Source organism: Microbacterium sp. VKM Ac-2870 (genome assembly GCF_015350795.1).
In the GTDB taxonomy this organism is placed as follows: Bacteria; Actinomycetota; Actinomycetes; order Actinomycetales; family Microbacteriaceae; genus Microbacterium.
On sequence record NZ_JADKSH010000003.1, the window covers coordinates 173,154 to 196,917 of the forward strand.

Genomic DNA, 23,764 nt, shown 5'->3' on the forward strand with positions numbered 1-23,764 from the left:
CGGTCAGCTCTTCACCGAGCCGGCCGTCAGGCCGCTGATGAAGTAGCGCTGGAAGAAGAGGAAGAGGATCAGTACGGGGATCGAGCCGAGCACGCTCATCGCCATGATCTGGTTCCACTCGTACGAGTGCTGGCCCATGAGCAGCTGGATGCCGATGGGCACGGTCCGCATGTCGATCGTGCGAGTCAGGGTCAGGGCGAACAGGTACTCGTTCCACGCGATCATGAACGTGTAGATGCCCACCGACACGATGCCGGGCACCGAGATGGGCACGAGCACGCGCCACAGCGCGGTCATCGACCCGGCGCCGTCCACGCGCACGGCTTCGTCGAGCTCGCGCGGCAGGGTGTTGAAGTAGCCGGTCATCATGATGATCGCGTAGGGCAACGTGAAGACCATGTAGGTGAGGATCAGCCCCGGGTAGGTGTTGTAGAGCCCGAGGCCCACCACCAGGCCGAAGTACGGGATCAGCAGGGTGATCGGAGGAACCGCCTGCACGCTCACGATGATCACGTTGAGCACCCGCTTGCCGCGGAACTCGAACCGGCTGAAGGCGTACGCGGCCTGGATGGCCACGAAGAGGGTCAACACCGTCACCGCGCCGGCGACGACGTAGCTGTTGATGAAGAAGCGCACCGTCTCGGGGTTCGTGAAGATCGCGATGTACGCGTCCAACGAGAACGAGTCGGTGATCAGCCGGGGAGGAAGTTCGAAGATCTCGGTGTTCGACTTGAACGAGTTGGACAGCATCCACAGCACGGGTCCGCCGGCGAAGACGGCGCCGAGGAGGAGGCCGAGGTAGACGCCGGCACGAGCGGTGCGCCGACGGGTCTGCACGGACATGGCCATCTTCAGTCCCTCGCCTTCTGGTGCCGCACATAGAACACGGCGAGGACCATCGACATCAGCAGGACGAGCACGGCGGCGGTCGCCGCCAGCGAGAAGTCGTACTTCGCGAAGGCCAACTTGTAGGTGTAGGTGCTGAGCACCTCGGTCACATCGATCGGGCCGCCCCCGGTGGTCATCCAGATGAGGGCGAACTGCTGCGAGGTCCAGATCAGATCGAGCAGCAACAGGCTCACGATGATGGGGCGCAGCTGGGGCAGGGTAACGTTCCAGAACCGCTGCACGCTGCTGGCGCCATCGACCGTGGCCGCTTCGTACAGGTCGCTGGGGATGCCCTGCAGCCCCGCGAGCAGGCTCACCATGAAGAACGGATACCCGGCCCAGATGTTGATGAAGGTGACGGTGCCGAGCGCCAGCTGCGGCGACGCGAGCCACTCGATGTTGGACTGGAGCAGGAAGTTGATGACGCCGTTGGGGGCCAGCAGCATGCGCCAGAGAACGGCGATGACGGCGACGGTGAACAGCCACGGGAGCACGTAGAGACCGCGGAAGACGGCGCGAGAGAAGCCGCCGATGAGCGGGCTGTTCAGCATGAGGGCGAAGCCGAGGCCGAGCACGAGGTGCGCCGCGACGCTGACGACGGTGAACACGACGGTGTTGGAGGTCGCCTTCCAGAAGGTCGCATCACCCAGCACCGTGAGGTAGTTCTGCAGGCCGACGAACTGGCTGTTCTTACTGAGGATGACATTGCTCTGCAGCGAGTACCCGATCACCATCACGATCGGGATGATCATCAGGACCAGAAGCAGAAGCAGCGTCGGGGAGAGGAAGGCGTAGGACTCCGTCGTGCGGCGCAGCTGGCGCCGGCGGCGCGAGTGGGCGACACCGGTGACGAGCACCTCTGTATCGATCGAGACGGGTGTTTTGAGGGTCATGAGACCGCGCGGCTCCTAGGTGGTGGTGCGGGTGCCGCACCGCACGCTCGCGCGATGCGGCACCCGGGCCGGGGGACAGATGATCAGAACGCCGCTTGCCAGGACTTCTGCGCGTTCGTCAGCGCATCGTTCATGGACTGCTGCCCGTCGAGGGCCGTCTGCAGCTGCTGGCCGAGCTGGCGCATGAGGTCTTCCGCGGTGGGCAGACCCGTGAACTCGTTCGCGGGGTAGCCGGCCTTGTAGATGTCGAAGGCCTTCTTGAACAGCTCGTCGCTACCGGAGAAGTCCGGGGTCGACTGGGTGTTGCCGGGGAATGCCTTCGCCAGCGTGGACAGCGTGGAGTTCGTGTCCTTGCTCATGAGGAACGACACCAGCTTGAAGGCGGCATCCTTGTGCGCCGAGTTCTCCGCGACGCCGATACCCCACGACGCGTACGGGATACCCCGCTGGCCCGAGTACCCGTCGGCCGCCGGAATGGCCGAGATGGAGAACTTGAGGTTCGGGTTCGACTGACGGATCAGGTTGATGTGCGCGAGCGAGTCGATCATCATGCCGACGCGACCGTTGGTGAACTCTTCGACCTTGTCCTGCTCCTTCATCGTGAACGAGCCCGAGGCGATGACGCCGTCCTTCCAGAGGTCGTTGATGTAGTCCATCGCGGACGAGACGTCCTTGTTGGTGAGATCGGGCTTGCCGTCCTTCAGCATCGAGCCTCCAGAGGCCCACACCCACGACATCACGTCGTTCTGCACACCGTTGGGCGCTTCCAGCGACAGCGGAAGAACCCATCCCGAGACGTCGCCGCCGAGCGCCTTGATCTTCTTCGCCGCGTCGGCGAACTCGGTGCGCGTCGATGGCGGCGCGGTGACTCCGGCCTTGGCAAGCAGGTCGTCGTTCGTGAACATCGGGTACACGAAGTTGACCACGGGGATCATGTACGTGCTGCCGTCGACCTTGATCTGGCTGGCAAGCTGGCTGTCGTCGTAGTTGTTCTGCGTCATCAGATCGGTGAGGTTCGCGATCACGCCCTTGGAGGCGAAGTCGTTGACCCACGCGCCGTCGAGGCCGACGACGTCGGGCATCGTGCCCGACGCGGCGCCGGCGAACAGCTGCTCCTTCGTCGAGGCGTACGGGCCGCTGACCAGCTTGACCTTGATTCCGGGGTTCTCCGACTCGAACTTGTCCATGAGCGCGCGGAACTGACCGTCCGGCAGCTCCGGCTCCCACCACTGTGCGAACTCGATCGTGACGTCGCCGCCCGCGCCGCCGCTTCCGGACGGCGATGCACTGCTCGAGCAGCCGGACATCGCCAACAGTGTCGTCGCGGCGACGGCAGCGCCGACGACGGTGAGGGCCTTGCTGCGACCCCGCCCCACTCTGGACATCATTTCTCCTCTATGAGTTGTGCGCCCTCCGCAACACTGCGGATTCGTGCGTCTTTCAGCACCATTATGCCGTCTTTTGCCACTTAGTCAATCGTCAACACCGAATTCGTGCGCTCTTGTGCGTTGTTTTGCTGATTCGACAGGGCAAAACCGCATCGCCTGTGCTAGTCATGAATGCATGGACAAAGCACCCTCTCGAGGTCGTCGGCTTCCTGCCGGGCGTAAGGCCGATCTCGCGACCTACGTCGCCGAGCAGGGACAGGTGACGGTCGCGGAGCTGTCGGAGCACTTCGACGTCTCCATCGACACCGTGCGGCGCGACCTCGACCAGCTGCACCGCGAGGGCGCGCTCATCCGCACCCACGGCGGGGCCGTGAGCGCCACGGACGGAGCGCTCCGCGATCGCGGACTCGACGTCCGCCTGCGCGTACAAGTGGAGGAGAAGGAGAAGATCGCACGCTTGGCCGCCGAGATGGTCGATGACGGCGCCGTGATCATGCTGAACGCCGGCACCACCACTCTCGCCGTGGCCCGCGCGCTGCGCAGCCATCGCGATCTGACCATCGCGACCAACAACCTGCGCATCCCCGCCGAGGTCGCTCCGTCGGCATTCCGAGACCTCTATGTCTTCGGCGGCGCAGTGCGTACCATCACGCAGGCGACCACGGGGCCGGTGGCCTTCACGATGGCCGCCGGAGGACGAGAGCTCGACATCCGATGCGATCTCGCACTGGTGGCTGTCGGCGCCGTCGACGAGTCCGGGTATTCGACGAGCAACCTCGGCGACGCGACGATGATGGCGGAGATGATCGAGCGCGCCGATCGCACCGCTGTGCTCGCCGACTCGTCCAAGCTCGGACGACGGCTGTTCGCGCAGGTGGCTCCGCTGGACGGCGCCGACTACCTGATCACCGATGCAGCGCCGGCCTCCGCCTTGGCGACCGCACTGTCGCAAGCGGGGGTCAGCCTCGTCACACCGTGACTTCTCCGACGGCGGAGATGACGCCGACGCTGCGGCGACCTACAATCGCACCGTGGGCACCATCTACTACGGAGGGTCGGCGACGCCGATCCACATCGAAGACCGCGTGCTGGCGCACCTCAAGGTGGTCGTGGCAACCAAGTTGCGCCGCGGTGAGAGCTTCACGGTGTCCTGGCAGCACCTGGAGAGCGAGCCCGGGGGACGCAGCACCATCTGGCTGCACCCGTCGATCGCCCTGCGGTTCGTGTTCGACGACCCCGAACCCACCGAACTGAACCGGGCGTGGATCGAGCAGCTCGCACAATCGGCGAGCTCGTCGGGCGGCGTCCTCCTGACCGAAGAGCAGATCGAACCGGCCGACGCCGACGACCCCGCGCCTCAGACGGTCTCGGTCACCGCCGACTGAACCGTCCCCGCGACGCCCGCCCGCGGCGGCGGGAAGTGCGCAATCGAAACAGGTCTGCGCGCGCGCGACGTCTCCTCCGCGCGTACCAGCGCTTCACCGCGGCGCACGCACTCCTGAAGTGTCTTCTGATGGGACCGTCGCCGCGGACCCCGCATCCAAATCGCCTCGAATCCGGCATTGCCGCGTTCGATGTAGGCCACGACGTACTCTGCGTCGTGATCATCGACACGACGATCGCACAGTCGCCACGCATCGTCATCGATGGGCAGGAGTTCGAGGCGGTCGTCGATCTGCGCCTTGTGCGTCATCATCGTCACCACCTTCACCCCCAGTCTTCGGGGCGGGCTCCCCCGAAGCGAGGGGATTGACAGTGCGGTGACGACATGCGTCGCTCAGCGGATCAGCCGGTCAGGACCTCGCCGACGTGCGGGCCATCCGGCTCGGGGATGACCTGCAGTCCGGCCGTCGAGTTCGCGGCGTGCGTGAGCGCCTCCAGCCACGCCCGATTCAGCGCCGGCTGGCGGCTGCCGTGGTACGTGTAGACGAGCGAGGCGTGCGGATGCAGCCAGATAGCGGTGCGGCCGTCGCCGAGGCTGGTGTCGTTGCGCCAGCTGAAGGTGAAGGTCTCGCCGCGACGCAGTTTCTGACTGATGACGACCTGAAGATGCGCCAGCAACCGATCGTCGAACTCCGCCTTGACACTGCCGTCGTAACTGAACCTGCCCACCGCTCTAACCTACTGCGCCTGACGCCGGGCGGCATCCGTCGGCGGGTCAGCCCAGGGCCGCGGTACGGTGAGCGATCTCGGCGCACGCGGCATCCGCGCCCGGGACGTCGGAGGCGAGCGCTGTGGTGGCCTCGAGCGTCGCCAGCGCGATGCCGGCACCGAGCAGCATGCGACACACGGTCGGCGCCCCATCATGGATGCTGGGAAACTCCACGATCTCGGTGGAGCCGGCGTCCCGCAGTCCCTTCGCGTACATCAGCACCGCGTCCGCCAGCGCATCGGTGGTGAGGATGCGATGGCCCTCGATCAGGATGTCTTTCATGGCTCGGCCTCGCCAGCAGCTCGTCGAGATGGACGTGTGGGAGTCCACAGTCAACCTGACAGCACGCCTCCCGGCGAGGGGGTTGACAGCCCATCGGGGCGCTGTCAAGCCCTCGCTAAGGGTGGCAGGACGCGAGCAGACTCAGGACATGGCACTTGCACTCATCCTCCTGATCGTCGCTGTCGTCCTCATCCTCCTCGGCGTTTTCGTCGAGGCGGCGAAGTTCCTGCTGTGGATCGGACTGGTCATCCTGCTCATCGCGATCATCGCGTGGCTCATGCGTGTCGTGAAGCGCAACGCCTGATCTGACCGACCACCGAGCGGATTGCCGCCGCGCTCTCAGGCGCGGCGGTAGTCCGCGACCATCGGGCAGTCGAACGGGTCGCGCTCGGCCAGTCCCACCCGGTTGAGGTAGTCGATCACGATCGCGTATGAGCGCAAGACGGTGGTCTCGGTGTACGGGATCCCCGCGCCCTTGCAATAGTCACGTACGACCGCGCGGGCCTGCGACAGGTGCGGACGGGCCATGCTGGGGAAGAGATGATGCTCGACCTGGTGGTTGAGTCCGCCGAACATCCAGGTCGCCCACCAGCCACCCGTGATGTTTCGTGACGTGCGCACCTGCTTCGTGAAGAAGTCCAGGCGTGCGTTCGCGTCGATCACCGGCATCCCCTTGTGGTTGGGAGCGAACGATGCGCCCATATAGACGCCGAAGACGGCGAGCTGGATGCCGATGAAGGCGAACGCCATGCCGAGCGGAAGCAGCAGGAAGACGGGCACGATGACGACCGCGAGGCGGAGGGCGATGAGGGCGAGTTCGAGTCCGCGCTTCTTCACCGGCTGCTTCGACAGCAGGTGACGGATGCCCTGCGCGTGGAGGTTGAGTCCCTCGAGGGTGAGCAGCGGGAAGAAGAACCAGCCCTGACGGCGTGTGATGAACCGTCGGACTCCGCGGGCTTCGGCGGCATCCTCGACGAGGAACGAGATGGTGTCGACCTCGATGTCGGGGTCTTTACCGACACGGTTCGGGTTGGCGTGGTGGCGGGAGTGCTTCGAGTCCCACCACGAGTAGCTGATGCCCACGACACCGGCGGCGAGGAAGCGCGCGAGGCGATCGTTGGCGGGTCCAGAGCTGAGGATCTGGCGGTGGGCCGCTTCGTGTGCGAGGAACGCGACCTGGGTGAAGACGATACCGAGGGCGGCGGCGATCAGCAGCTGGAACCAGCTCTGACCGAGCAGAATGAATCCGGCGACGCAGCCGGCGAGGCAGAGCGCGAGCGCGGCACCGACCACCGAATAGAACACGGGCGCTCCGCGGAGCAGGCCGAGCTCTTTGACCACTTGCGACACCTGCGTATAGGCCTTCGCCACAGGCGGGAACGTGTCGGCCGTGGCGTAGGTCTGCCGGATCGGGCCCATCTGCGATGGGCGGACCTCGGTGCGAGCGGGTGCGGTAGTGGTCAAGAGACAGCTCCGGACGATCGGGGGCGATCGCGAGAACGCGATTTCCGTTGAGCGAAGCCAAAGGCGGATGCCGATCGCTGTCACCGACACTACGCTTGCGTCTATACGTCGCCCGGAATACTCCGCGGCACTGCCCGACGTGTTCGAATCCCTCAAGGACGCGGTTTATGACTCTCGCACTCGCGATCGACCTCGGTGGCACGAAGATCGAAGCGGCCCTGATCGATGCCACCGGCGTGATCGTCGACGGGTCTCGTCACCGCACACCGACCGGCGAGGCCGCCGCTGCCGAGGTGACCGTGCTCGAGCGGGCTCTTGCCGAGGTGATTGAGCAATGCCGTGCCCACCCCCGCTGGCCCGAGGTCACGGCGGCCGGTATCGGCGCTGCGGGGCCGATCGATGTCGCCGCCGGCACGATCGCGCCGATCAATCTGCCCGCCGCTCGGGGGTTCGACATCGTCGCCGCGGTCCGCTCCGCCAGTGGGCTGAGCGATGTGACGTTGCGCCTGGACGGCACCTGTATCGCCCTGGCGGAGTCGTGGCTCGGTGCGGCGCGCGGCGTCCGCAACGCCATCGTCTTCGTCGTCTCGACGGGCGTCGGCGGTGGCATCGTGTCGGACGGCCGCCTCGTGACGGGCGGATCGGGAAACGCCGGGCACCTCGGGCAGATGCTGGTCGCCGACATCGACGGGGATGCCGCGGCATCCACCCTCGAGCAGCGCGCCTCGGGTCCGCACACGGTGAGGTGGGCGCAGGCACAGGGGTGGCCGGGAGCGACGGGCGAGGAGCTCGCCGCGGCCTACCGCGACGGGGACGCTCTGGCGGCCGCGGCCGTCGCGCGCTCGGCACACGCCGTCGGCGTGGGGCTGGCCAGTGCCGCGACGCTGCTCGACCTCGAGCTGGCGGTGGTCGGCGGTGGTTTCTCCTTCGTCGCCGACGACTATCCGGAGCGGATCGAGGAGGTCGTTCGCGCGGTGGCTATCAACGGCTACGCGGCCCGCCTGCGCGTGGTGCGGGCCGGTCTCGGCGGTGACGCTCCGCTGATCGGCGCGGCCGCCCTGGTGCACCGCTCCGAGGTGCTCTGAACGCACCGCCGACCGGGCGATCGCGGCGGCCCTTGACGGTGTCGGTGGTCGGTGCTTGCATCGGGCCATGCGCCACGTGAACTCCGCCGACGGCACGGCGATAGCCCTCGACGAGAAGGGCACGGGCACGGCGGTCATCGTCGTCAATGGCGCCCTGTCGACCGCGAGGGACGGCGCCGCCTTCGCCGACGATCTGGCCGCGGCCGGCTTCCGCGCGGTGACCTACGACAGACGAGCCCGCGGCGACAGCGGCGACACTCCTCCGTCCTCCCCGGCGCGCGAGGTGGACGATCTGGTGGCGGTGATCGAGGCCGCGGGTGGCGACGCGGTCGTGGTCGGCCATTCGTCGGGCGCCGTGTTGGCGCTGCATACCGCGGCATCCGATCTCGCTGCGCGGGGCGTGCAGATCCGACACCTGTTCCTTTCCGAGCCGCCGTTCCACTTCGGCACCGACGACGTTCCGGTCGACCTGGCCGATCGCCTGCAGGCGCTGATCGATGCTGGCCATGGAGAGGATGCCGTCGTGCTCTTTCAGCGCGAGGCGATCGGCTTGCCGGAGGAGATGATCGCGCAGTTCCGCACGACACCGGCGTTCGCGCAGATCGTCCCGCTGGCACAGTCGACCGTCTACGACACCACGCTGACGAGCGCGCTCTCCACACCGACCGACGCCATGCTGAGCGTCCAGATTCCTGTCACGATCCTCTGCGGCGCGCAGACGTTTGCGTTCCTGAGCGCGGCCGCCGAGCGACTGGCAGCGGCGATGCCGCAGGCGGAGCTCATCGTGATGCCCGAATCGGTGGGCCACCGCCTCGACGGCGCAGCGGCCACCCGCATCGTGACAGAGCGATGCGGGTGACCGCTGACCCGTACCCCGGGGGCGGAGTCAGACGAGGGTCTGTGCGAACGGATCGAACCCGTCGGGCAGCAGCGGTACCTCGGCGACGGTGCTCTCGAGCGTGAGGGTCTCGCCGGTGCCGGCCGACTCCTGCGCCGACAGCATGATGTCGAGCACGTGGTAGCCCAGCTCGCCCGTCGCGACGTGGGGACGACCGTCCGCGATCGCCCGTGCCATGTCGAGCACGCCGAGACCACGGCCGACGACCGTGCCCTGCTCGGGCACCTCGACCCACTCCTGCTCGAACCGCATCCCGTCACGGATCACACCCAGCGGCTTGACGTACGCGATGCGCCCGGTGAAAGCGTTCGGATCGGGGAGGACGATCGTGCCCTCGGAGCCGTGGATCTCGACCACACCGTGCCGCTCGAGTGCGGAGTCGAAGCTCAGCAAGTGAGTACCGTGCTGGCCGCCCGCGAACGAGGTGAGCACCTGCACCGTGGAAGGCACCTCGACGGGGAACGACTCCCCCGCCCGGGGACCGGTGTGAATCTGGCGCGTCGTCTGCCACCGCGATCCGCGCGCCGTGACTCCCGCGACGGGACCCAGCAGGCTCACCAGCGCGGAGAAGTAGTACGGCCCCATGTCCAGCAGCGGACCGGCACCCTGCGCGAACAGGAACGCGGGCTCGGGATGCCAGAGGTCGGGCCCCTGCGTCTGGAACGAGGTCTGTACGAACAGCGGCGTGCCGATGACGCCGTCGCGGATGGCCCGCTTGGCGCTCTGGAAGCCCGGTCCGAGGATGGTGTCGGGGGCAGAGCCGATGCGCACGCCCGCGGCGTCGGCCTGCGCGAGAAGTTCGCGTGTGCTCTCACGGTCGAGACCCAGCGGCTTCTCGGTCCACACGTGCTTGCCGGCCGCGACGGCGGCCTTCGACACCTCTACGTGGACCGCGGGGATCGTCAGATTGACGACGAGATCGACGTCAGGATCGGCGAGAACATCCTCGCCGGTGCCCCAGTGCGCCACTCCGTGCTCTTCGGCCTTCGCCTTGGCGCGCTCGGGCAGCAGGTCACCGACCGCGACGACCTCGATGTCGGGGAACGAGGTGAGGTTCTCGAGGTAGGTCTGGCTGATGACTCCGGTGCCGATGACACCGACGCGCAGCGCGCTCATGCGACGAACCCGCCGTCGCGGAGGAACGCGTAGCTGGCGGCGACGTCTTCGAACACATCACCCGGCGCCTTGTCGTACTCGATGACGGCGTAGCGCAGCGCCGTGGCGGCCCGCAGTGCCTCGGCCAGCGGTACATCCGCGGTGCCGGCGTGGCGCTGATCGAGGCTGTCCGAGCCGAAGGCGTCTGCCCCGGGCGCCCAGGGGTTGGATGCCGGTACCACGCCGTCCTTGACGTGGACGGCGACGAGGCGGTCACCGAGCGACGAGACGAGAGCAGGGACATCCTGGCCGCCGGTGAGCGCCCAGAAGAGGTCGAGTTCAAGCTGCACGCGCTCGTCGGTCAGCGCGACGAAACGCTCGTAGGCGCTCGCCCCGTCGAAATCGGCCACGAACTCCTGCGCGTGGTTGTGGTAGCCGACGCTGAGCCCGAACTCCGCGGCCTTCTCGGCCGCACGGTTGAGACGCTCGGCGATGTCGGCGACGCCGTCGGCGGTGCGCCAACGCTCGGGCGCCACGAACGGGTCGATGACGGTGGTCATGCCGATCTCGGCGGCGGCCGCGAAGACGACCTCGGGCGCGGGCGTCGGGATCTCGCCGTCGGGTGTCCACAGCGTGTCGGACAGGAGCGGCGCGTGGCCGGTGGGTGATGCCAGGCCGCTCGCGTCGAGCGCGGCACGGATCTGAGCGGGGCGCGACACGAAGTCGAACGCCTCCACGTTGCGCAGGCCGATCGCGGCGAGCTTGTCGAGCGATCCACCCATATCGGCGGAGAACTCCTTGGCCAGCGTGTACAGCTGGACGGATGCGTCAGGCAGTGTCATGAAGAGCGTCCTTCGAACGTCGTTGTCTCGTGCGAATCAGCGTCGCCAGCGGGTGCCCGCGCGGCGCTGAGCCGACGGTACCACAAAACCTCCACATGGAGGTTTCAATTCCGACCATCGGCTAGGTTGGTGCCGTGAGTACCCACGACGACCCCGTCATCGGGCGACGCGGCCTGCAGCCGAAAGGTGTCGCGCGTCGCCAGGAGATCCTCGATCGCGCCATCGAAGTCTTCCGCGAGCGCGGCGCGGACGGCACCTCGCTGCGTCGGATCGCCGAGGCGATCGGCGTCTCGCACGCAGCGCTGCTGCACTACTTCGATTCGCGCGAGCAGTTGCTCGTGGCGGTGTACGCGCACGCCGAGGAGCGACGAAACGCGACCGCGGACCCGTCGAGACCGCACGGTGTGGAGACCATGATCGACTCGGCGATCGCCAACGTCGATGTCCCTGGACTCGTGCAGCTCTACACGACGTTGCTCGCCGCATCGCTGGAGGCGGGCAACGACGTGGGACGGGAGTTCTTCTCGACGCGCTTCGAGCGGGTGCGCGAGCAGTTGACGACGTCCTTCCGAAACCAGCAGCAGGCGGGAGATATCCGTCGAGACGTGCCGGCGGAAGATCTCGCTGCGCTGCTGATCGCGGCATCCGACGGCCTCCAGATCCAGTGGCTGCTCGAGCCTTCCCTCAGCCTCAGTGACACGCTGCGCACCTTCGGGCGGTTGCTCACGCCGCCGGGCTGACGCCGAGGCCTAGCCTGGGACGATGACCGGTTCCGAGATCCTTCGCTACGCCGCCTTCACCTCCGACCCCGCGGGCGGCAACCCGGCGGGCGTGGTGCTCGACGCACGCGCACTCGATGAGACCGCCATGCAGCGTATCGCCGCCGAGATCGACTTCGCCGAAACCGCCTTCGTCACGGGGCGAAGGAGCGACGGCGCCCGGCTGATCCGATACTTCTCCCCCATCGCCGAGGTGCCCTTCTGCGGCCACGCGACGATCGCCACCGCCGTCGCTCTCGCCGCGCGCGAGGATGGCGATGGCGATGGCGACGCGATCGTCTTCGCCACGCCCGTCGGCGACATCCGCATCGAGGTGGAGTCCGGTGCCGACGGCATCCGCGCCGCCTTCACGAGCGTCGCACCGTCGGTGAGCACGATGACGCCGGCAGACCGCGACGCCGTCCTCGACCTGCTGTCACTGACGAGGGCCGACCTCGATCCCGAGCTCCCCCCGCGCATCGCCGACGCCGGCAACCCCCACCCCGTGATCGTTCTCGCCGACCGCGGCACTTTTGACAGGTTCACCTTCGACGCCGATCGGGTGCGCGCGCTGATGGACGATCGTGGATGGCCCGCGACGATCACGATCGTGCACCGCATCGCCGCCGACCGCTTCGTCGCCCGCAACCTCTTTCCCGTGGGCCGCATCACCGAGGACCCGGCGACAGGGTCGGCCGCGGCCGCTCTGGGTGCGTACCTGCGGGAGCGAGGTGCAGTCGCGACACCGAACCGGATCACCATCGAACAGGGCGCCGCCGTGGGCAGGCCCGGGCTTCTCACCGTCGACATACCTGCCGAGGGCGGCATCCGCGTGTCGGGCGGTGCCGCGGAGATGCTCTGAGCGTGGAGAGTTTCGACCCGCCGCTCGCTCAATGACCCGACCAGACCTCGCGATCGGCGTTGACGACGGCGTGGGCGGCGTCCTCGAGCACGAGGCTCTGGCGCACTTCGATGGCGAGCGCATAGTGGGGGCCGACCAGCGCCACGAACACGCTCCCGACCACGTCGATGTAGCCGATGGTGCGCCCGTCGGCGAGAACGCGATAGCGCTCGATGTCATCGATGACGAGGTGATAGGAGGCACCGGAGGAGTGGTACTCGGGCCTTCCGCCGCGATGGGACGGTGTCATCTCCAACGTCATGGTGCGCCTCCTCACCCCAGCATGCATCCTCGGCACCGGATGACCGGGGGGCTTGACGGGCGGGGGCCACCGTCCTAAGCGCGCTCGAGGAGGTTCTTCTGCAAGAACACCTGTGCGGTGCCGTCACCGTGCGGGATCGTCTCACTCCGGCGGTACCCCCGCCGCTCGTACAACGAGATGTTCTGCGTGCTGAGCGAGCCCGTGAACAGTTCGGCACGGCGGCATCCGACGTCCGTCCCGCGGTGCTCGACGGCCCGGAGGAGCGCCGATCCGATGCCCTCGCCCTGCTGATCGGGGGCGATCGCGAGGCGGCCGATCAGCAGCAGATCACCGTCGGCGACGGCGCGAACGGCGCCCACCACGCGGCAACCGTCGATCGCGACGCAGCCCAGGTTGTCACGGAGCTCGAATGCGATCTCCTCGAGCGTCTGGGTGAGCGGTGCCATATCCGGATCGCCGTAGATGAGGGCCTCGGTGACGAACGCCGCCCGTTGCACCGTCAGCACTTCGCCGGCATCCGCGGCGCGGATCGGGCGGATGATGATGTCGGTCATGATGTCCTTCCTGGACGAGGATGAGGGGTGCTGCGGCCAGAGTCAATCCCCCTGGCGTCCGCCGGATTCCCGGCTACGTTCGCGAATATGAAACGCGTGATCTTCGCTGACCGGGTGCTCCTCATGGGAGACGCCGCCGCCGACTCCCTGCTCGAGTACGCGCGAGTGCTGACCCACGCGCACGGGGTGGACGCCGTGACCCTGCGCTGCCTCGGCGCCGACGGTGACACAGTCGAAGCGTCGTTCCTCCTCAACGGACATACGTCACTGCTGGTCGAGTCGACGAACTCGAACATCCAGCCCCCCGACAACGCCGAGGCCGTGGCAGAGATCCGCGACCGCATCCACGCCCTTCTGCGGCCGGTCAGCGCAGGCGAAGAGATCTCGCCGTGGTCGTCAGGCTCGGACGAACCCGACGACCTCTGAGCGCCGCGGGCGCCTCACTCGTCGTCGGCGGGAATAGGCACGAGGGCGATGGGCACTCCCCCGCAGACCCACAGGTAGGCGTCGCGGCGCGCGCCCTCCCCGTCGTTCACGCGTACCCAGCCTCCGGATGCCGCGGCACGCTCGATCTCGCGCTGAATCTCCTCGAGCGACCGACCGCCCACGCTGTAGAGGTTCCCGCCGTAGTGCAGGTCAATCCGCTTCATGATCGCCTCGCAGTGCCTCGACGAGCGTCGAGTCTTCGGGCGGCTCGGCGACGGGATACAACCCCGACGGCGAATTCGCCGTGTAGATGAGCGCCTCGACCCAGGCCCGGTTGATGGCCGGACGGCGGCTGCCGTAGAACTTGTAGACCAGCGAGACCCGCGGATGCAGCCTTCCCCGCGGTATTGCATCAGATGCGAGATCCGAACGGGCGTCTGCGTCAGAAAGGCTATCGGTCGTTTCGATAGCCCCGCGATTTTCCGCGCGACGAGGTCTGACGGGCTGATAGATTCGCATCTAATGCACGATTAGCGCGTTATGTGGATGGATTGGGTGGTTGATGGGACGAGTTCCACACGGTGCGTCGTCACTGTATCTTGCGGGCGGGGTGTCGTTCCTCAACGCTCATGAGGCCGTGTTTGAGGCGATGATCGAGGGCTGGCGGATGCAGCAGATCGGTGGCCGACATCTCAAGGAGGATTCGGTGTCGCGCGCTTTGGGCGTGGTCCGGAGGTTCGAGTCGTACGCGGGCAAGAAGCCGTGGGAGTGGTCCGCGGGCGACTTTGACGAGTGGATGGCGCTGCTGGTGTCGCAACGGAAGGTCGAAGCGTCGACGATCCGGTCGTACCAGGGGGCGGTGCGCGCGTTCTGCGATTACATCTGCTCGCCGCACTACGGCTGGGTTGACGAGTGCATGGAGCGTTTCGGGACGCACCCGGTTCAGGTCTGCCATGAATGGAACACGCTCGCGCACCTGCAGGATTACGAGGGCAAGCCGGGGCGACGCCCGTTGACGCGGTCGGAGCTGCAGCGCTTGCTGGATCATGCTGACGCCGAGGTGACGCGGTTGCTGGACGAGCGCCGCAAGGGTGCTCTGCCTGCGTTCCGGGACGCGACGCTGTTCAAGGTCGTCTACGCATGGGGGATGCGGGCGAGCGAGGCGGTTGGGCTTGATGTGACCGACTTCTACAGGAATTCGAAGGCTCCACAGTTCGGGGAGTTCGGTGTGATGCAGATCCGGCACGGGAAGTCGTCGCGGGGCGGGCCGCCGAAACGGCGGGCGGTCGTGTCGTTGTTCGGCTGGGCGGTTGAGGCTCTTCAGGAGTATGTCGAGCAGGTGCGTCCGTTGATGGTCCGGGACGGGTCGCCGGCGCTCTGGGTCTCGGAACGCGGGACGAGGCTGCGCACGCGGGAGCTGGCGTCGAGGTTCGCCGTCTACCGGACGGCGCTGGGGCTGGATGAGGTGTTGACGCCGCACGCGCTGCGTCATTCCTACGTGACCCACCTGATCGAGTCCGGGGTCGATCCCGCGTTCGTGCAACGTCAGGTCGGGCACCTGCACCAGTCGACGACGGCGATCTATACGGGCGTGAGCGCGGACTACATGAACACGATGATGAGTCAGGCGATCGAGAAGACGCGGCACAGGCCGCGCGATGAGGAAGAGAGCGGGCGATGAGACTGATCGGGTTTGAGTGGCGGCTTCGGGAGGTGATGGCGGCGGCGGGAATGTTCTCCACGACGAAGCTGGTCCCGCTGCTGGAAGAGCGGGGCGTCTACTTGTCGACGAGCCAGGTATATCGGCTCGCCGCGGAGAAGCCGGAGCGGATGAACATGCAGGCGCTGGTCGCGCTGCTGGACATCTTCGATTGCACGTTCGAGGAGCTCGCGCCGCGGGTGGTCCTCGGCAGCGCGGTCGCAGCGACCGGGACGACCGATCCTGGGCCGGAGCGGGGCGATTCGGCGACGAACCGACTCCGGGAGTCGGGCCTGAAGCCGCGTAGGGCGCAGATTCTCCCGCCGGATGCTTGACCCGGTCTTCGCCGCGCTGACCACGCAGATCGCCGCCGTCGAGCAGGCTCTTCCGCGTGAGCGGATCGCCGAGATCGTGAACGGCTCGTTCCGGCAGCTGCCGGTTGCCCGCCGGACGCTCGACCTGGTCACGCAGGCACCCGGGCTGCTCACCGCGGCGGATCCGCAGACCACGCCGGCTCTGGCAAGTCTGTTGCTTCGCCTCCACGAGGCTGGAGCGCGGACTGTCCGACCGCCGCGTTGCGCACACTGCGGCGGGCTGCGGAAGCTGCTGCAGCGCACGCCGACCGGGCGGATCTGCGCTCCATGCGGTCGCCGTCTCGCTTCCAGGAGCGGACTCTGTGATCGTTGCGGGCACACCCGCCGCGTGCAGACAGGGCCCGGTGAGAGCGCGTACTGCAAACGATGCTGGGTCGACATGAAACCCGAAGCGGCCGAGCGCATCGTCGAGCAAGTCCGCCGCCATCGCCGTGTCGCGACCGCGACCATCCTTCGAGCGGTGGAGCAGATGGCGGCGGACGGGAGGGACCGCCGAGTGCGGCTGATGCTCGAGCTGCAGGCCCACGGCGCGGAGTGGTTCTCCGACCCGGCCGCGGGCTCTGTGCTGTTCGGCACGTTCTACGACCTTCTCCACGCGGACGGCGCGCGTCTGCCCGAACGACGCTGCGGAGGCTGCGGCACCACGCGCACGCTCACCGAACGCGTCGAGGGACGAGTGAGCTGCCGACGCTGCTACCGGATCGCGCACCATGCCCCCTGCGATGGCTGCGACGACGTCACCAACCTGGAGCGGGTGCTCTCCGACGGGCGGCGACTCTGCCAACGCTGCACGAACAAGCTCCCCGACGAGAACGCCGTCTGCGTGAGCTGCGGCAACCATCGACTGATCGCCTACCGCAGCCCGGAGGGCCCGCTGTGTTCAACGTGTCGGAGCTCCTCCCGGCTGGACACCTGCACGGACTGCGGGGAGCTTGCGCCCTGTTTGTTCCACGGCAGCGAGAAAGCGATCTGCAAACCCTGCTCCGACAAGGCCAGCGTCGACACCTGCACGATCTGCGGGAACGAGCGGCAATGCCGCTGGCCGGGAACCGCGCGCGCCGCCTGCGAGCAGTGCTCCAACCCTCGCCAGCCCTGCGTGAGCTGCGGGGAGGTCCGGCTGCGCCACAAGCGCACCGAAGACGGCTCCGGCTATCTCTGCTGGGCCTGCGTTCCGCCGATCATCGAGACCTGCACAAGCTGCGGAGACGCTCGGATAGTGAACGGCCGGATCGAGGGCCGGCCGTTCTGCCCGCTCTGCTATCCCCGCCAACCGGAGTCGTTCCGCCCCTGCACCAGCTGCGGGACCATCACACGGCTGATCGCGAAGCTCTGCCCCCGTTGCCGAGCCGATCAGATGATCCGGGAGATGGTGCCCGACGAGCTCGCCGCCTCCGATGCACGCATCGCGCATCTGCGAGAGCGGTGGTTCCAGGGTGCTCCGTCGAAGATCGTCTACGCCTTCGAACGCGGCACCGTCGCCTGCACGCTGATCACCCGAGTGCTCACCGCCCCATCCCTGCGCACTCACGCCTACCTCGACCAGGCCGGCTCGGAGTATCAGACCCGAGCGGTTCGGTCCGTGCTCATCGACCACGGGCTGCTCCCACCGCGGGACGAGCTGCTCGCCCGGTTCGAGCTCTGGCTCGACAGCGCACTTGCCGAGATCCCCGACCCGGGTGAACAGCGCACCGTCACCCAATACGCGCGATGGCGACACCTGCGCGCACTGCGCCGCAACACGATGCCGTCCCGATCAGGCCAGCTGTCCTGGCGGCGGCTCGAGATCGCGGGGATCATCGAACTGCTGGAATGGATCCATACCCGCGGAGGTTCTCTCGTGTCCCTCACCCAGGCGGATGTCGATGAATGGCTCACCGGCGGCCGACGCCCGTTCCTGCACCACTTCCTGACCTGGACCGCATGGGCCGGCGCATCCCGACCGCTCACCGCTCCACGCCCGCCATCAGGAGCCTTGAGCCCGCAAGCCATGAGCGACGAGGAACGCTGGCGGCTGCTCGCCGATGTCACCTCCGACCCGTCCATCAACCCGCACACGAAGCTCGCCGCGGGGCTGATGCTCATGTTCGGCGTCCGGGCGGCGAAGATCGTCCAGTTGCGCGCGGAAGACGTCACCGTCACGGACCAGGCCGTGGTCGTCCGCCTCGGCCAGGAACCTCTCGTGCTCCCCGCCGAGCTCGCGCCGGCGGCCGCGGGAGCCGCCAGCAACCGCACCGCGCCTCGCATGTTCGTGGAGAGCATCGAACAGGAGTGGGTCTATCCCGGAACCCGGGCCGGGCATCACATGGCCCCCGACACGCTGAATACCCGGCTCCGCGCTGCCGGCATCCCGCCGCGACTTGCCCGCACCGGCGCGCTGATAGCGCTCGCGCAGGAACTCCCACCCGTCGTTCTCAGCCGGCTGACTGGCCTGGACATCTCCTCCGCGATCGCCTGGTCCAACGCGATCGGCGCGAACAGCACCGCCTACGCCGCCGCGGTCGTCGAGCGCGTCGGCATGCCCCTCCCAGTCGTCCTGCACTGAAATCTGACGATGACGTTTCCAGGGATGTCACGTCGTGAGAATCGGGCGGCACCGATTCTGCTCGGCGGTCAACTCGTCCTGATCGTGGCCGCGCTCTCCTTCGACATAGGCCACGAACAACACCCACGCCGTGTCCGATGATCGGCGTCGGGTGGGAGGGCGTCTGGTGTCCGAGTTCGTCGTTCCGGTCAACCACGTCGTATGACCTTGACGTGCAGGAGCCGCTCAATGCCGCTCGGTCGGCACGCTCGGCCGGTCCCCGGGAGAGTGCGTCGACTGAGGGTCGCAGCAGTCCTCCTCGGTCCTCCGTCCGGAGTTCCGACGGCGTTGATGAAGGAATCCGCTTAGTAGCACGATGAGCACCACGGTGGTAGACAGGCCGGCGATGACGCCGGTGTTGCTTTGGAGCCAGTTCGATATCGTCGCCGAGACAGCGGCGACGTCGGTGCGCCCTGCGGAAGGGGCATCGCCGACGACAACTGGAAACCAGTACCAAGCCAGGTAGACGCCGGTGAGGATCAGGACGGCGGCGGTGACCTTGGGAACGAATCGTGTCAGTGCGGCGATCCGCCTGGACAGCACAGAACCGGCTACGGCGGCGACCACGGCGACAAGCAGCAGGACGGTGGCGGAGCCGGCGGCATAGATGGCGAAGACGAGGAGCAGCCCGACGAAACTGGCTGTCGCCTGGGCCTGGGCGATGACCGCGAGGAGTACGCCGAAGGTGCACGACAGCGAGGCCGCGGCGTAGCCGACGCCGAAGACGACCATGCGCACGGCGCTGGGCAGCCGCTCGATTGCGCGGCCGGGTATGCCGGGAAGCCGGAGGGACATAGAGCGTCCGGCTAGCATCGCCCCGCCGAGCAGCACCAACAGGATCCCGACGGCGAGGCCGAGGGCTGGGGCGGCCTGGATCAGGCCCCGTGCGCCGGCGCTTACCGCGACGCCAGCCAAGGCGAGCGTGCCCGCAAACCCGATCGTCAGCGCGAGGCCAGCCCGTAGGGCGCGCAGCAGGCGCACCGGGGCTGAGGAAGAGGCGGCGTCGCCCAGCGCATGGGTGATCCAGGCCGGGAGCAGCGCGAAGCCGCAGGGATTGACGGGGGCGATCATCCCGGCGGCGAAGGCAAGGGCGAGGAGTCCGCCCATCGCTCAGGCCCCGGCCTTGTGGAGCGCGGAGACGATCGTATCGGCGTCGGGGTCGGTGGCGCGGAAGGTCACCTGTCCGTCACTGTCGACGATGATCAGTGTAGACAGCGCGGCGACCCCGAAGCGCTGGGACAGCGCCGCGCCCTCGTCGATGGCGGCGGGGACATGCACGGCGTCGACGTACTCCATGAACCTCTGAATGGTCTCGGTAGGTTCGCGCGGATCCATGTCGACGGCGAGGAACTGGGCATCGATGCCGGCCTCCTCGGCCGCGGCTGCCGCCTGACCGAGGGATCGGACTCCGCCGACGCATTCGCCGCAGCCGACGGAGAAGAAGAACACCGCGGTGGGCTTCCCGGCGGCGGGCAGGCTGATCCGCTGAGCGTCGATGCTGGTCACCGTCGCGGCGGTGGCAGTCTCGGCAGAGACGGGATCCTTATCAACGGTGCCGCAGGCGGTCAGGATGAGCGAGCCTGCGAGCAGGAGGGTGGCGAGCGAACGACGGGCGCGGGAGCTGATCATTGGTTCTGTTCGCCCTTCGGGTCGGTGCGGTGAGCGGATTCGGTGGGCGGGCAGCAGTCAGGTTCGACACGGCCGCGGCGGGTTCGGCGGCGGACGACGACGAGCAGCACGATCGCGAGGAGCGCAATGCCCACGCCGATCACCCACGGGTTGCCGAGAAGGAGCCCGCCGATGCCAGTAAGCATTCCGCCGGCGATGAGCACGGGCAGCGCGCAGCAGATCGTCATGAGGAGCACGGCACCGGCTCCCAGGAGTAGGCCACCGCCTCGCGTTCGGTCGTCGTGTTTGGAGGTCATAGCGTTCTCGAATCCTTCTGTGTCGCGGGTCAACAGCAGCGGGGACAGTCGTCGGCCACCGGGGTGTCGTCCTGAAGCAGGTCGAGCAGGCTCGTTGTGAGCTCGTTGCCGATCCGGTAGGCCTCGGCCACCGACACCACCTCGGCACCGGGATGCTCAGAGAGCCACCCGGTGGCGTCGTCGACGGAGGCGAAATAGTGCACCTGGTTGCAGAAGGCCGAGCGGATCGAGGTGATCTGCTCCAGGTTCACCAGCGACACCACGGCGCTCGGGGGTGTGACGCCGGTGACACCGGCAACCGGATCGATGGTGACGCGGATCGTCTCTCCGCTGGCCGGGGAGACGGACTCCACGCGCGCTGGGCGATCGAGGAGGGCCGGGAAGATGAGGGTGTCCAGGGCGCACCAGGTGTAGAGCTCCTCACCGTCGACGGTGAACCGGTGCGGTGTAGGGCGCAGCGTGAGGCCCTGGCCGACGATTCGGCCCTGGTCGTCGTACTCGGTGTCCTGCATCGCGGCCAGTCCGAGCCGTACCTCGTCGATCGTGCGGCCCGCAGCCACGGACAGCTGTTGGACGGTGACGGGGTCACCGTCGGCGAGCAGCCGCAGCAGCGGGATGAGCAGGCCGGTCTCTCCCAGTCGGCTGAGCCGCTCGGGCAGTTGCATGCTGAGGTCAGACATCGTGGGTTCCTCCAGTTCGTTCACGCGCAGCACGACAGGAGCGACGGGTCGGTGGTGAAGGCCTTGGCGGCGATCCGGATGCCCTCGGCCATGGTCAGGTAGGGGGCCCAGGCGTCGGCGACCTCGGCGACCGTCTTGCCGAGCACGTGGACCCCGGCGGCGGCGAGCTCGCCGGCGTCCTTGGCGACGGCGGTGATGCCGAGGATCTTCCCGGTGTCGGCGTCCACGACGATCTTGACGAAGCCGCGGGTGTCGCGGTTGACCAGTGCGCGGGGCACGTGGTGCAGGGGCAGGACGCGGCAGTCGCAGCGGATCCCGGCGGCGACGACGTCCTTCTCGGTCATCCCGACCGCGCCGATCGCCGGGCCGGTGAACGTCACCCTCGGCAGTCGGGCGTAGTCCACGGCCCGATCGGCGTCGGCGAACGCGTTCTCGGCGACGAGGGTGCCGTGGTGGGCGGCGACGTAGACGAACTCGGGGTGGCCGGTCACGTCGCCCGCGGCCCAGATCCGCGGGTGGGAGGACTGCATCCGGTCGGAGACGACCACCTCGCCGAGGTCCCCGGTCTTGACCCCGACCCTGTCGAGGCCGAGCCCATCGGTGGCCGGTCGTCGTCCGAGGGCGACGAGCACCTGGTCGGCGCGGAACTCCTCCCGGCCGCCGGCGACGTCCGCGGTGACGACGGCCTGCCCGGTCGCGGCGTCGCGGGACACCCGCGTCGGCAGCGCGCGGCGGACCACCCGGATGCCCTCGTCGGCGAACACCTCCTGCAGCGTCCTGGACACCTCCGGCTCCTCCTTCGACGCGAGCCGGGACCGGACCAGCACGGTGACCTGGGAGCCGAGCCGGGCGAACAGCTGCGCCTGCTCCAGGGCGACGTAGCCGCCGCCGAGCACGAGCAGGGACTCAGGGAGTTCGGTCAGCTCCATCGCCGTGGTCGAGGTCAGGTACCCGGTCTGGTCCAGGCCGTCGATCGGCGGGGCCCACGGCCGAGAGCCGGTCGCGACCAGGTAGTGCCCGGCCTCGATCGTCTCGGTGCTCCCGTCGTCCCCGGCGACCTGGAGGACCGGTGCGTCGGGGGTGCCGGCGAACGCGGCGTCGCCGCGGCGGACGGCCCAACCGTAGGAGTCGGCGACGTCGGCGTACTTCTCGCCCCGCAGCGACTCGACCAGCGCCTGCTTCCCGGCGATCAGGGCGGGCATGTCCACTGGCCCCGCCGTCGTCGCGATCCCCGGGAACCGGTCGGCGGTGTCGGCCGCGGAGTGCCGTGCGTCGGCCGCGGCGATCAGGGCCTTCGACGGCACGCAGCCGGTGTTCACGCAGGTGCCACCGAGCGTCCCGCGCTCGATCATCACCACCGACTTGCCGAGCGTGGTCGCGCGGATCGCGGCGGCGAACGCACCACCGCCCGATCCGATGATGGCGAGGTCGTACTTCGTGGGCATCGCAGCTCCCGTCACTTGGGTTTCTCTTCTTTCTCGGCCATACTGGACCTTCCAGTGCAGGGGAAGGTCAAGAAGGCTTCTGCCGAAAGAAAAGGGGGCCTGCGATGCGCATCGGGGAACTCGCCGAGCGGGCGGGAACGACGGCGAAGACGCTGCGGTTCTACGAGGAGCAGGGCCTGCTGCCCCCGGCCGAGCGCACGCCGTCCGGATACCGCGACTACGCGCCCGAGACGGCCGCCCGGATCGACTTCGTCCACCGCGGCCAGGCCGCGGGCCTCACCCTCGCCCAGATCCGCCAGATCCTCGACATCCGCGACGGCGGCGCTGCTCCCTGCGAGCACGTGCGCGATCTCCTCGACGCGCGCCTCGCCGAGATCGAGCAGCAGATCGCCCAGCTCACAGCGCTCCGAGACACCATCGCCGAGCTCAGGCACGACGCCGCGCAGCCCGACCCCGACTCGTGCAGCGCGGACCAGGTCTGCCGGTACCTGTAGCTCACGGAAAATCCTCTCGGCTCTCCCAAGCGACGAGAACGGAAAGTCGTGCAGAATCCCCCGTCCGCCAAATAGCGCCAAATCAAATAACGCGCACTACCAATAACACCATCGTGCGGCCGTCGCCGATGCTCGAGTCATCGCGCCAGGTGAAGTGGAACGCCTCCCCGCGGCGGAGTTTCGCACCGATGACCACTTGCAGATGTGCCAGCAACCGGTCGTCGAAGTCGACTTTGATCGTCGAGTCGTAGATGAACTTTCCCATGCGGTCCTCTCGGCGTCGGAGCTCACGTGCGCTGCCCGAGTGCAGGCACACGCGCCCAGCCGGACCACGCTGGCACATCACCGCTCATCTGGCTCGGGGGTTGACAACGCGGGCAGCAGGCTTCGCTCCGTCGGCGAGAGTGGTCGAGGGAGAGTACGCCGCGATGTCGCCCGTGTCGACCCCCGCAGCATCGCGCGCCGACGGTGCCAGCGTGGGGTGCGAAAGGAGACCAACATGAGCAAGAACGAAGACACGCACAACACGCAGGGCACACCCGACGAGGACATGGACGCCGACACGGCTTCGGGCGGGGCGCCCGACAAGCCGGACAGGATCGCCCTTCCCGAGACCACCGACGAGAACGACCGGCCGGTCGACAACCCGTCGGGGTGACGGTGTCGGGGTGGCGGTAG

Annotated in this window: 31 protein-coding genes and 1 pseudogene; 13 read left to right on the forward strand and 19 right to left on the reverse strand. The window is 67.9% G+C overall.

The annotated features are described in order from the left end of the window. Positions 1–3 precede the first annotated feature (3 nt). The 3 genes from ITJ43_RS08160 to ITJ43_RS08170 all read right to left on the reverse strand — a co-directional run bounded on the left by ITJ43_RS08160 (position 4) and on the right by ITJ43_RS08170 (position 3,166). On the reverse strand, positions 4–843 hold the full coding sequence (locus tag ITJ43_RS08160) for a carbohydrate ABC transporter permease (RefSeq protein WP_228495613.1): 840 nt from the start codon (positions 841–843) through the stop codon (positions 4–6). Positions 844–851: 8 nt separating this feature from the next. Further along, positions 852–1,781 (reverse strand): carbohydrate ABC transporter permease, encoded by a 930-nt coding sequence (locus tag ITJ43_RS08165; RefSeq protein ID WP_194583359.1) that lies wholly within the window; start codon positions 1,779–1,781, stop codon positions 852–854. 83 nt (positions 1,782–1,864) lie between these two features. After that, on the reverse strand, positions 1,865–3,166 hold the full coding sequence (locus tag ITJ43_RS08170) for an ABC transporter substrate-binding protein (protein WP_194583360.1): 1,302 nt from the start codon (positions 3,164–3,166) through the stop codon (positions 1,865–1,867). 178 nt (positions 3,167–3,344) lie between these two features. Here ITJ43_RS08170 and ITJ43_RS08175 point away from each other — a divergent pair, with 178 nt between their 5' ends. Both ITJ43_RS08175 and ITJ43_RS08180 read left to right on the forward strand, forming a co-directional pair. Beyond that, complete coding sequence (locus ITJ43_RS08175) at positions 3,345–4,148, forward strand: DeoR/GlpR family DNA-binding transcription regulator (RefSeq protein WP_194583361.1); 804 nt, start codon at positions 3,345–3,347, stop codon at positions 4,146–4,148. A 52-nt stretch (positions 4,149–4,200) separates the two neighbouring features. Further along, on the forward strand, positions 4,201–4,554 hold the full coding sequence (locus tag ITJ43_RS08180; RefSeq protein ID WP_194583362.1) for a hypothetical protein: 354 nt from the start codon (positions 4,201–4,203) through the stop codon (positions 4,552–4,554). Here ITJ43_RS08180 and ITJ43_RS08185 read toward each other — a convergent pair. From ITJ43_RS08185 to ITJ43_RS08195, 3 genes are all read right to left on the reverse strand, one after another. Further along, complete coding sequence (locus tag ITJ43_RS08185) at positions 4,527–4,865, reverse strand: hypothetical protein (RefSeq protein WP_194583363.1); 339 nt, start codon at positions 4,863–4,865, stop codon at positions 4,527–4,529. The two genes, ITJ43_RS08180 and ITJ43_RS08185, sit on opposite strands and share 28 nt — an antisense overlap. Positions 4,866–4,954: 89 nt before the next feature. Further along, the gene (locus ITJ43_RS08190) at positions 4,955–5,281 is read right to left on the reverse strand and encodes an ATP-dependent DNA ligase (RefSeq protein ID WP_194583364.1); all 327 of its coding nucleotides are present in this window, start codon (positions 5,279–5,281) and stop codon (positions 4,955–4,957) included. Between the two features lie 46 nt (positions 5,282–5,327). Then, a complete protein-coding gene (locus tag ITJ43_RS08195) occupies positions 5,328–5,603 on the reverse strand; it encodes a hypothetical protein (RefSeq protein ID WP_194583365.1) in 276 nt (91 codons plus the stop codon). Between the two features lie 148 nt (positions 5,604–5,751). On the opposite strand from ITJ43_RS08195, the gene ITJ43_RS08200 reads away from it, so the two are divergent. Beyond that, positions 5,752–5,907: a hypothetical protein gene (locus ITJ43_RS08200; RefSeq protein WP_194583366.1), complete on the forward strand. Its 156-nt coding sequence runs from the start codon at positions 5,752–5,754 to the stop codon at positions 5,905–5,907. A gap of 35 nt (positions 5,908–5,942) precedes the next feature. On the opposite strand, the gene ITJ43_RS08205 is transcribed toward ITJ43_RS08200, so the two are convergent. Beyond that, positions 5,943–7,067 (reverse strand): fatty acid desaturase family protein, encoded by a 1,125-nt coding sequence (locus tag ITJ43_RS08205; RefSeq protein ID WP_416361067.1) that lies wholly within the window; start codon positions 7,065–7,067, stop codon positions 5,943–5,945. Positions 7,068–7,234: 167 nt separating this feature from the next. Between ITJ43_RS08205 and ITJ43_RS08210 the strand changes: the two genes are divergently transcribed. Together ITJ43_RS08210 and ITJ43_RS08215 are read left to right on the forward strand one after the other, a co-directional pair. Next, on the forward strand, positions 7,235–8,152 hold the full coding sequence (locus ITJ43_RS08210) for an ROK family protein (protein ID WP_194583367.1): 918 nt from the start codon (positions 7,235–7,237) through the stop codon (positions 8,150–8,152). Positions 8,153–8,219: 67 nt separating this feature from the next. Next, positions 8,220–9,011, forward strand: coding sequence for an alpha/beta fold hydrolase (locus ITJ43_RS08215; protein WP_194583368.1), 792 nt, complete (start codon positions 8,220–8,222; stop codon positions 9,009–9,011). Between the two features lie 27 nt (positions 9,012–9,038). On the opposite strand, the gene ITJ43_RS08220 is transcribed toward ITJ43_RS08215, so the two are convergent. Both ITJ43_RS08220 and ITJ43_RS08225 read right to left on the reverse strand, forming a co-directional pair. Next, on the reverse strand, positions 9,039–10,166 hold the full coding sequence (locus ITJ43_RS08220) for a Gfo/Idh/MocA family protein (RefSeq protein WP_194583369.1): 1,128 nt from the start codon (positions 10,164–10,166) through the stop codon (positions 9,039–9,041). Further along, positions 10,163–10,987: a sugar phosphate isomerase/epimerase family protein gene (locus ITJ43_RS08225; protein WP_194583370.1), complete on the reverse strand. Its 825-nt coding sequence runs from the start codon at positions 10,985–10,987 to the stop codon at positions 10,163–10,165. The genes ITJ43_RS08220 and ITJ43_RS08225 overlap by 4 nt, the downstream gene beginning before the upstream one ends. A 134-nt stretch (positions 10,988–11,121) precedes the next feature. Between ITJ43_RS08225 and ITJ43_RS08230 the strand changes: the two genes are divergently transcribed. Together ITJ43_RS08230 and ITJ43_RS08235 are read left to right on the forward strand one after the other, a co-directional pair. Then, entirely contained in the window at positions 11,122–11,727 is a 606-nt protein-coding gene (locus ITJ43_RS08230; protein ID WP_194583371.1) for a TetR/AcrR family transcriptional regulator, read from the forward strand. 22 nt (positions 11,728–11,749) lie between these two features. Next, complete coding sequence (locus ITJ43_RS08235) at positions 11,750–12,607, forward strand: PhzF family phenazine biosynthesis protein (protein ID WP_194583372.1); 858 nt, start codon at positions 11,750–11,752, stop codon at positions 12,605–12,607. Between the two features lie 28 nt (positions 12,608–12,635). Here the strand turns inward: ITJ43_RS08235 and ITJ43_RS08240 are convergent, their stop codons facing one another. Together ITJ43_RS08240 and ITJ43_RS08245 are read right to left on the reverse strand one after the other, a co-directional pair. Further along, positions 12,636–12,908 (reverse strand): hypothetical protein, encoded by a 273-nt coding sequence (locus ITJ43_RS08240; protein ID WP_194583373.1) that lies wholly within the window; start codon positions 12,906–12,908, stop codon positions 12,636–12,638. A 74-nt stretch (positions 12,909–12,982) separates the two neighbouring features. Beyond that, positions 12,983–13,462, reverse strand: coding sequence for a GNAT family N-acetyltransferase (locus ITJ43_RS08245; RefSeq protein WP_194583374.1), 480 nt, complete (start codon positions 13,460–13,462; stop codon positions 12,983–12,985). Positions 13,463–13,549: 87 nt separating this feature from the next. Between ITJ43_RS08245 and ITJ43_RS08250 the strand changes: the two genes are divergently transcribed. Further along, positions 13,550–13,888, forward strand: coding sequence for a hypothetical protein (locus tag ITJ43_RS08250; protein ID WP_194583375.1), 339 nt, complete (start codon positions 13,550–13,552; stop codon positions 13,886–13,888). 14 nt (positions 13,889–13,902) lie between these two features. Here the strand turns inward: ITJ43_RS08250 and ITJ43_RS08255 are convergent, their stop codons facing one another. Next, entirely contained in the window at positions 13,903–14,112 is a 210-nt protein-coding gene (locus tag ITJ43_RS08255; protein ID WP_194583376.1) for a hypothetical protein, read from the reverse strand. Further along, the gene (locus ITJ43_RS15075) at positions 14,099–14,407 is read right to left on the reverse strand and encodes a hypothetical protein (protein WP_228495614.1); all 309 of its coding nucleotides are present in this window, start codon (positions 14,405–14,407) and stop codon (positions 14,099–14,101) included. The genes ITJ43_RS08255 and ITJ43_RS15075 overlap by 14 nt, the downstream gene beginning before the upstream one ends. Before the next feature lie 91 nt (positions 14,408–14,498). Between ITJ43_RS15075 and ITJ43_RS08265 the strand changes: the two genes are divergently transcribed. Genes ITJ43_RS08265 through ITJ43_RS08275 form a run of 3 tightly spaced genes read left to right on the forward strand, consistent with a single transcriptional unit; the run spans position 14,499 to position 18,503 of the window. After that, a complete protein-coding gene (locus tag ITJ43_RS08265; protein ID WP_229119376.1) occupies positions 14,499–15,569 on the forward strand; it encodes a tyrosine-type recombinase/integrase in 1,071 nt (356 codons plus the stop codon). Further along, complete coding sequence (locus ITJ43_RS08270) at positions 15,566–15,922, forward strand: helix-turn-helix domain-containing protein (protein WP_010155374.1); 357 nt, start codon at positions 15,566–15,568, stop codon at positions 15,920–15,922. Before ITJ43_RS08265 ends, ITJ43_RS08270 begins: the two co-directional genes overlap by 4 nt. Beyond that, complete coding sequence (locus ITJ43_RS08275; protein WP_194583377.1) at positions 15,915–18,503, forward strand: hypothetical protein; 2,589 nt, start codon at positions 15,915–15,917, stop codon at positions 18,501–18,503. Before ITJ43_RS08270 ends, ITJ43_RS08275 begins: the two co-directional genes overlap by 8 nt. A gap of 225 nt (positions 18,504–18,728) precedes the next feature. On the opposite strand, the gene ITJ43_RS08280 is transcribed toward ITJ43_RS08275, so the two are convergent. Genes ITJ43_RS08280 through merA form a run of 5 tightly spaced genes read right to left on the reverse strand, consistent with a single transcriptional unit; the run spans position 18,729 to position 22,592 of the window. After that, the gene (locus ITJ43_RS08280; RefSeq protein ID WP_006947554.1) at positions 18,729–19,649 is read right to left on the reverse strand and encodes a cytochrome c biogenesis CcdA family protein; all 921 of its coding nucleotides are present in this window, start codon (positions 19,647–19,649) and stop codon (positions 18,729–18,731) included. 3 nt (positions 19,650–19,652) lie between these two features. Further along, positions 19,653–20,171 carry a TlpA family protein disulfide reductase gene (locus ITJ43_RS08285; RefSeq protein ID WP_006947551.1) on the reverse strand — a complete coding sequence of 173 codons (519 nt, stop codon included), beginning with the start codon at positions 20,169–20,171 and terminating at the stop codon, positions 19,653–19,655. Then, positions 20,168–20,467 (reverse strand): hypothetical protein, encoded by a 300-nt coding sequence (locus ITJ43_RS08290; protein ID WP_006947549.1) that lies wholly within the window; start codon positions 20,465–20,467, stop codon positions 20,168–20,170. The genes ITJ43_RS08285 and ITJ43_RS08290 overlap by 4 nt, the downstream gene beginning before the upstream one ends. Before the next feature lie 29 nt (positions 20,468–20,496). Next, positions 20,497–21,147, reverse strand: a complete 651-nt coding sequence (gene merB, locus ITJ43_RS08295) for an organomercurial lyase MerB (RefSeq protein WP_010155369.1) — start codon at positions 21,145–21,147, stop codon at positions 20,497–20,499. 20 nt (positions 21,148–21,167) lie between these two features. After that, positions 21,168–22,592 carry a mercury(II) reductase gene (gene merA / locus ITJ43_RS08300; RefSeq protein ID WP_006947556.1) on the reverse strand — a complete coding sequence of 475 codons (1,425 nt, stop codon included), beginning with the start codon at positions 22,590–22,592 and terminating at the stop codon, positions 21,168–21,170. A gap of 104 nt (positions 22,593–22,696) precedes the next feature. Here merA and ITJ43_RS08305 point away from each other — a divergent pair, with 104 nt between their 5' ends. After that, positions 22,697–23,086: a heavy metal-responsive transcriptional regulator gene (locus tag ITJ43_RS08305; protein ID WP_010155367.1), complete on the forward strand. Its 390-nt coding sequence runs from the start codon at positions 22,697–22,699 to the stop codon at positions 23,084–23,086. A 100-nt stretch (positions 23,087–23,186) separates the two neighbouring features. Here the strand turns inward: ITJ43_RS08305 and ITJ43_RS08310 are convergent. Further along, positions 23,187–23,351 (reverse strand): annotated as a pseudogene (locus ITJ43_RS08310) (ATP-dependent DNA ligase); the annotation flags it as partial. Positions 23,352–23,585: 234 nt separating this feature from the next. On the opposite strand from ITJ43_RS08310, the gene ITJ43_RS08315 reads away from it, so the two are divergent. Next, a complete protein-coding gene (locus ITJ43_RS08315; RefSeq protein ID WP_194583378.1) occupies positions 23,586–23,744 on the forward strand; it encodes a hypothetical protein in 159 nt (52 codons plus the stop codon). Positions 23,745–23,764: the final 20 nt, after the last annotated feature.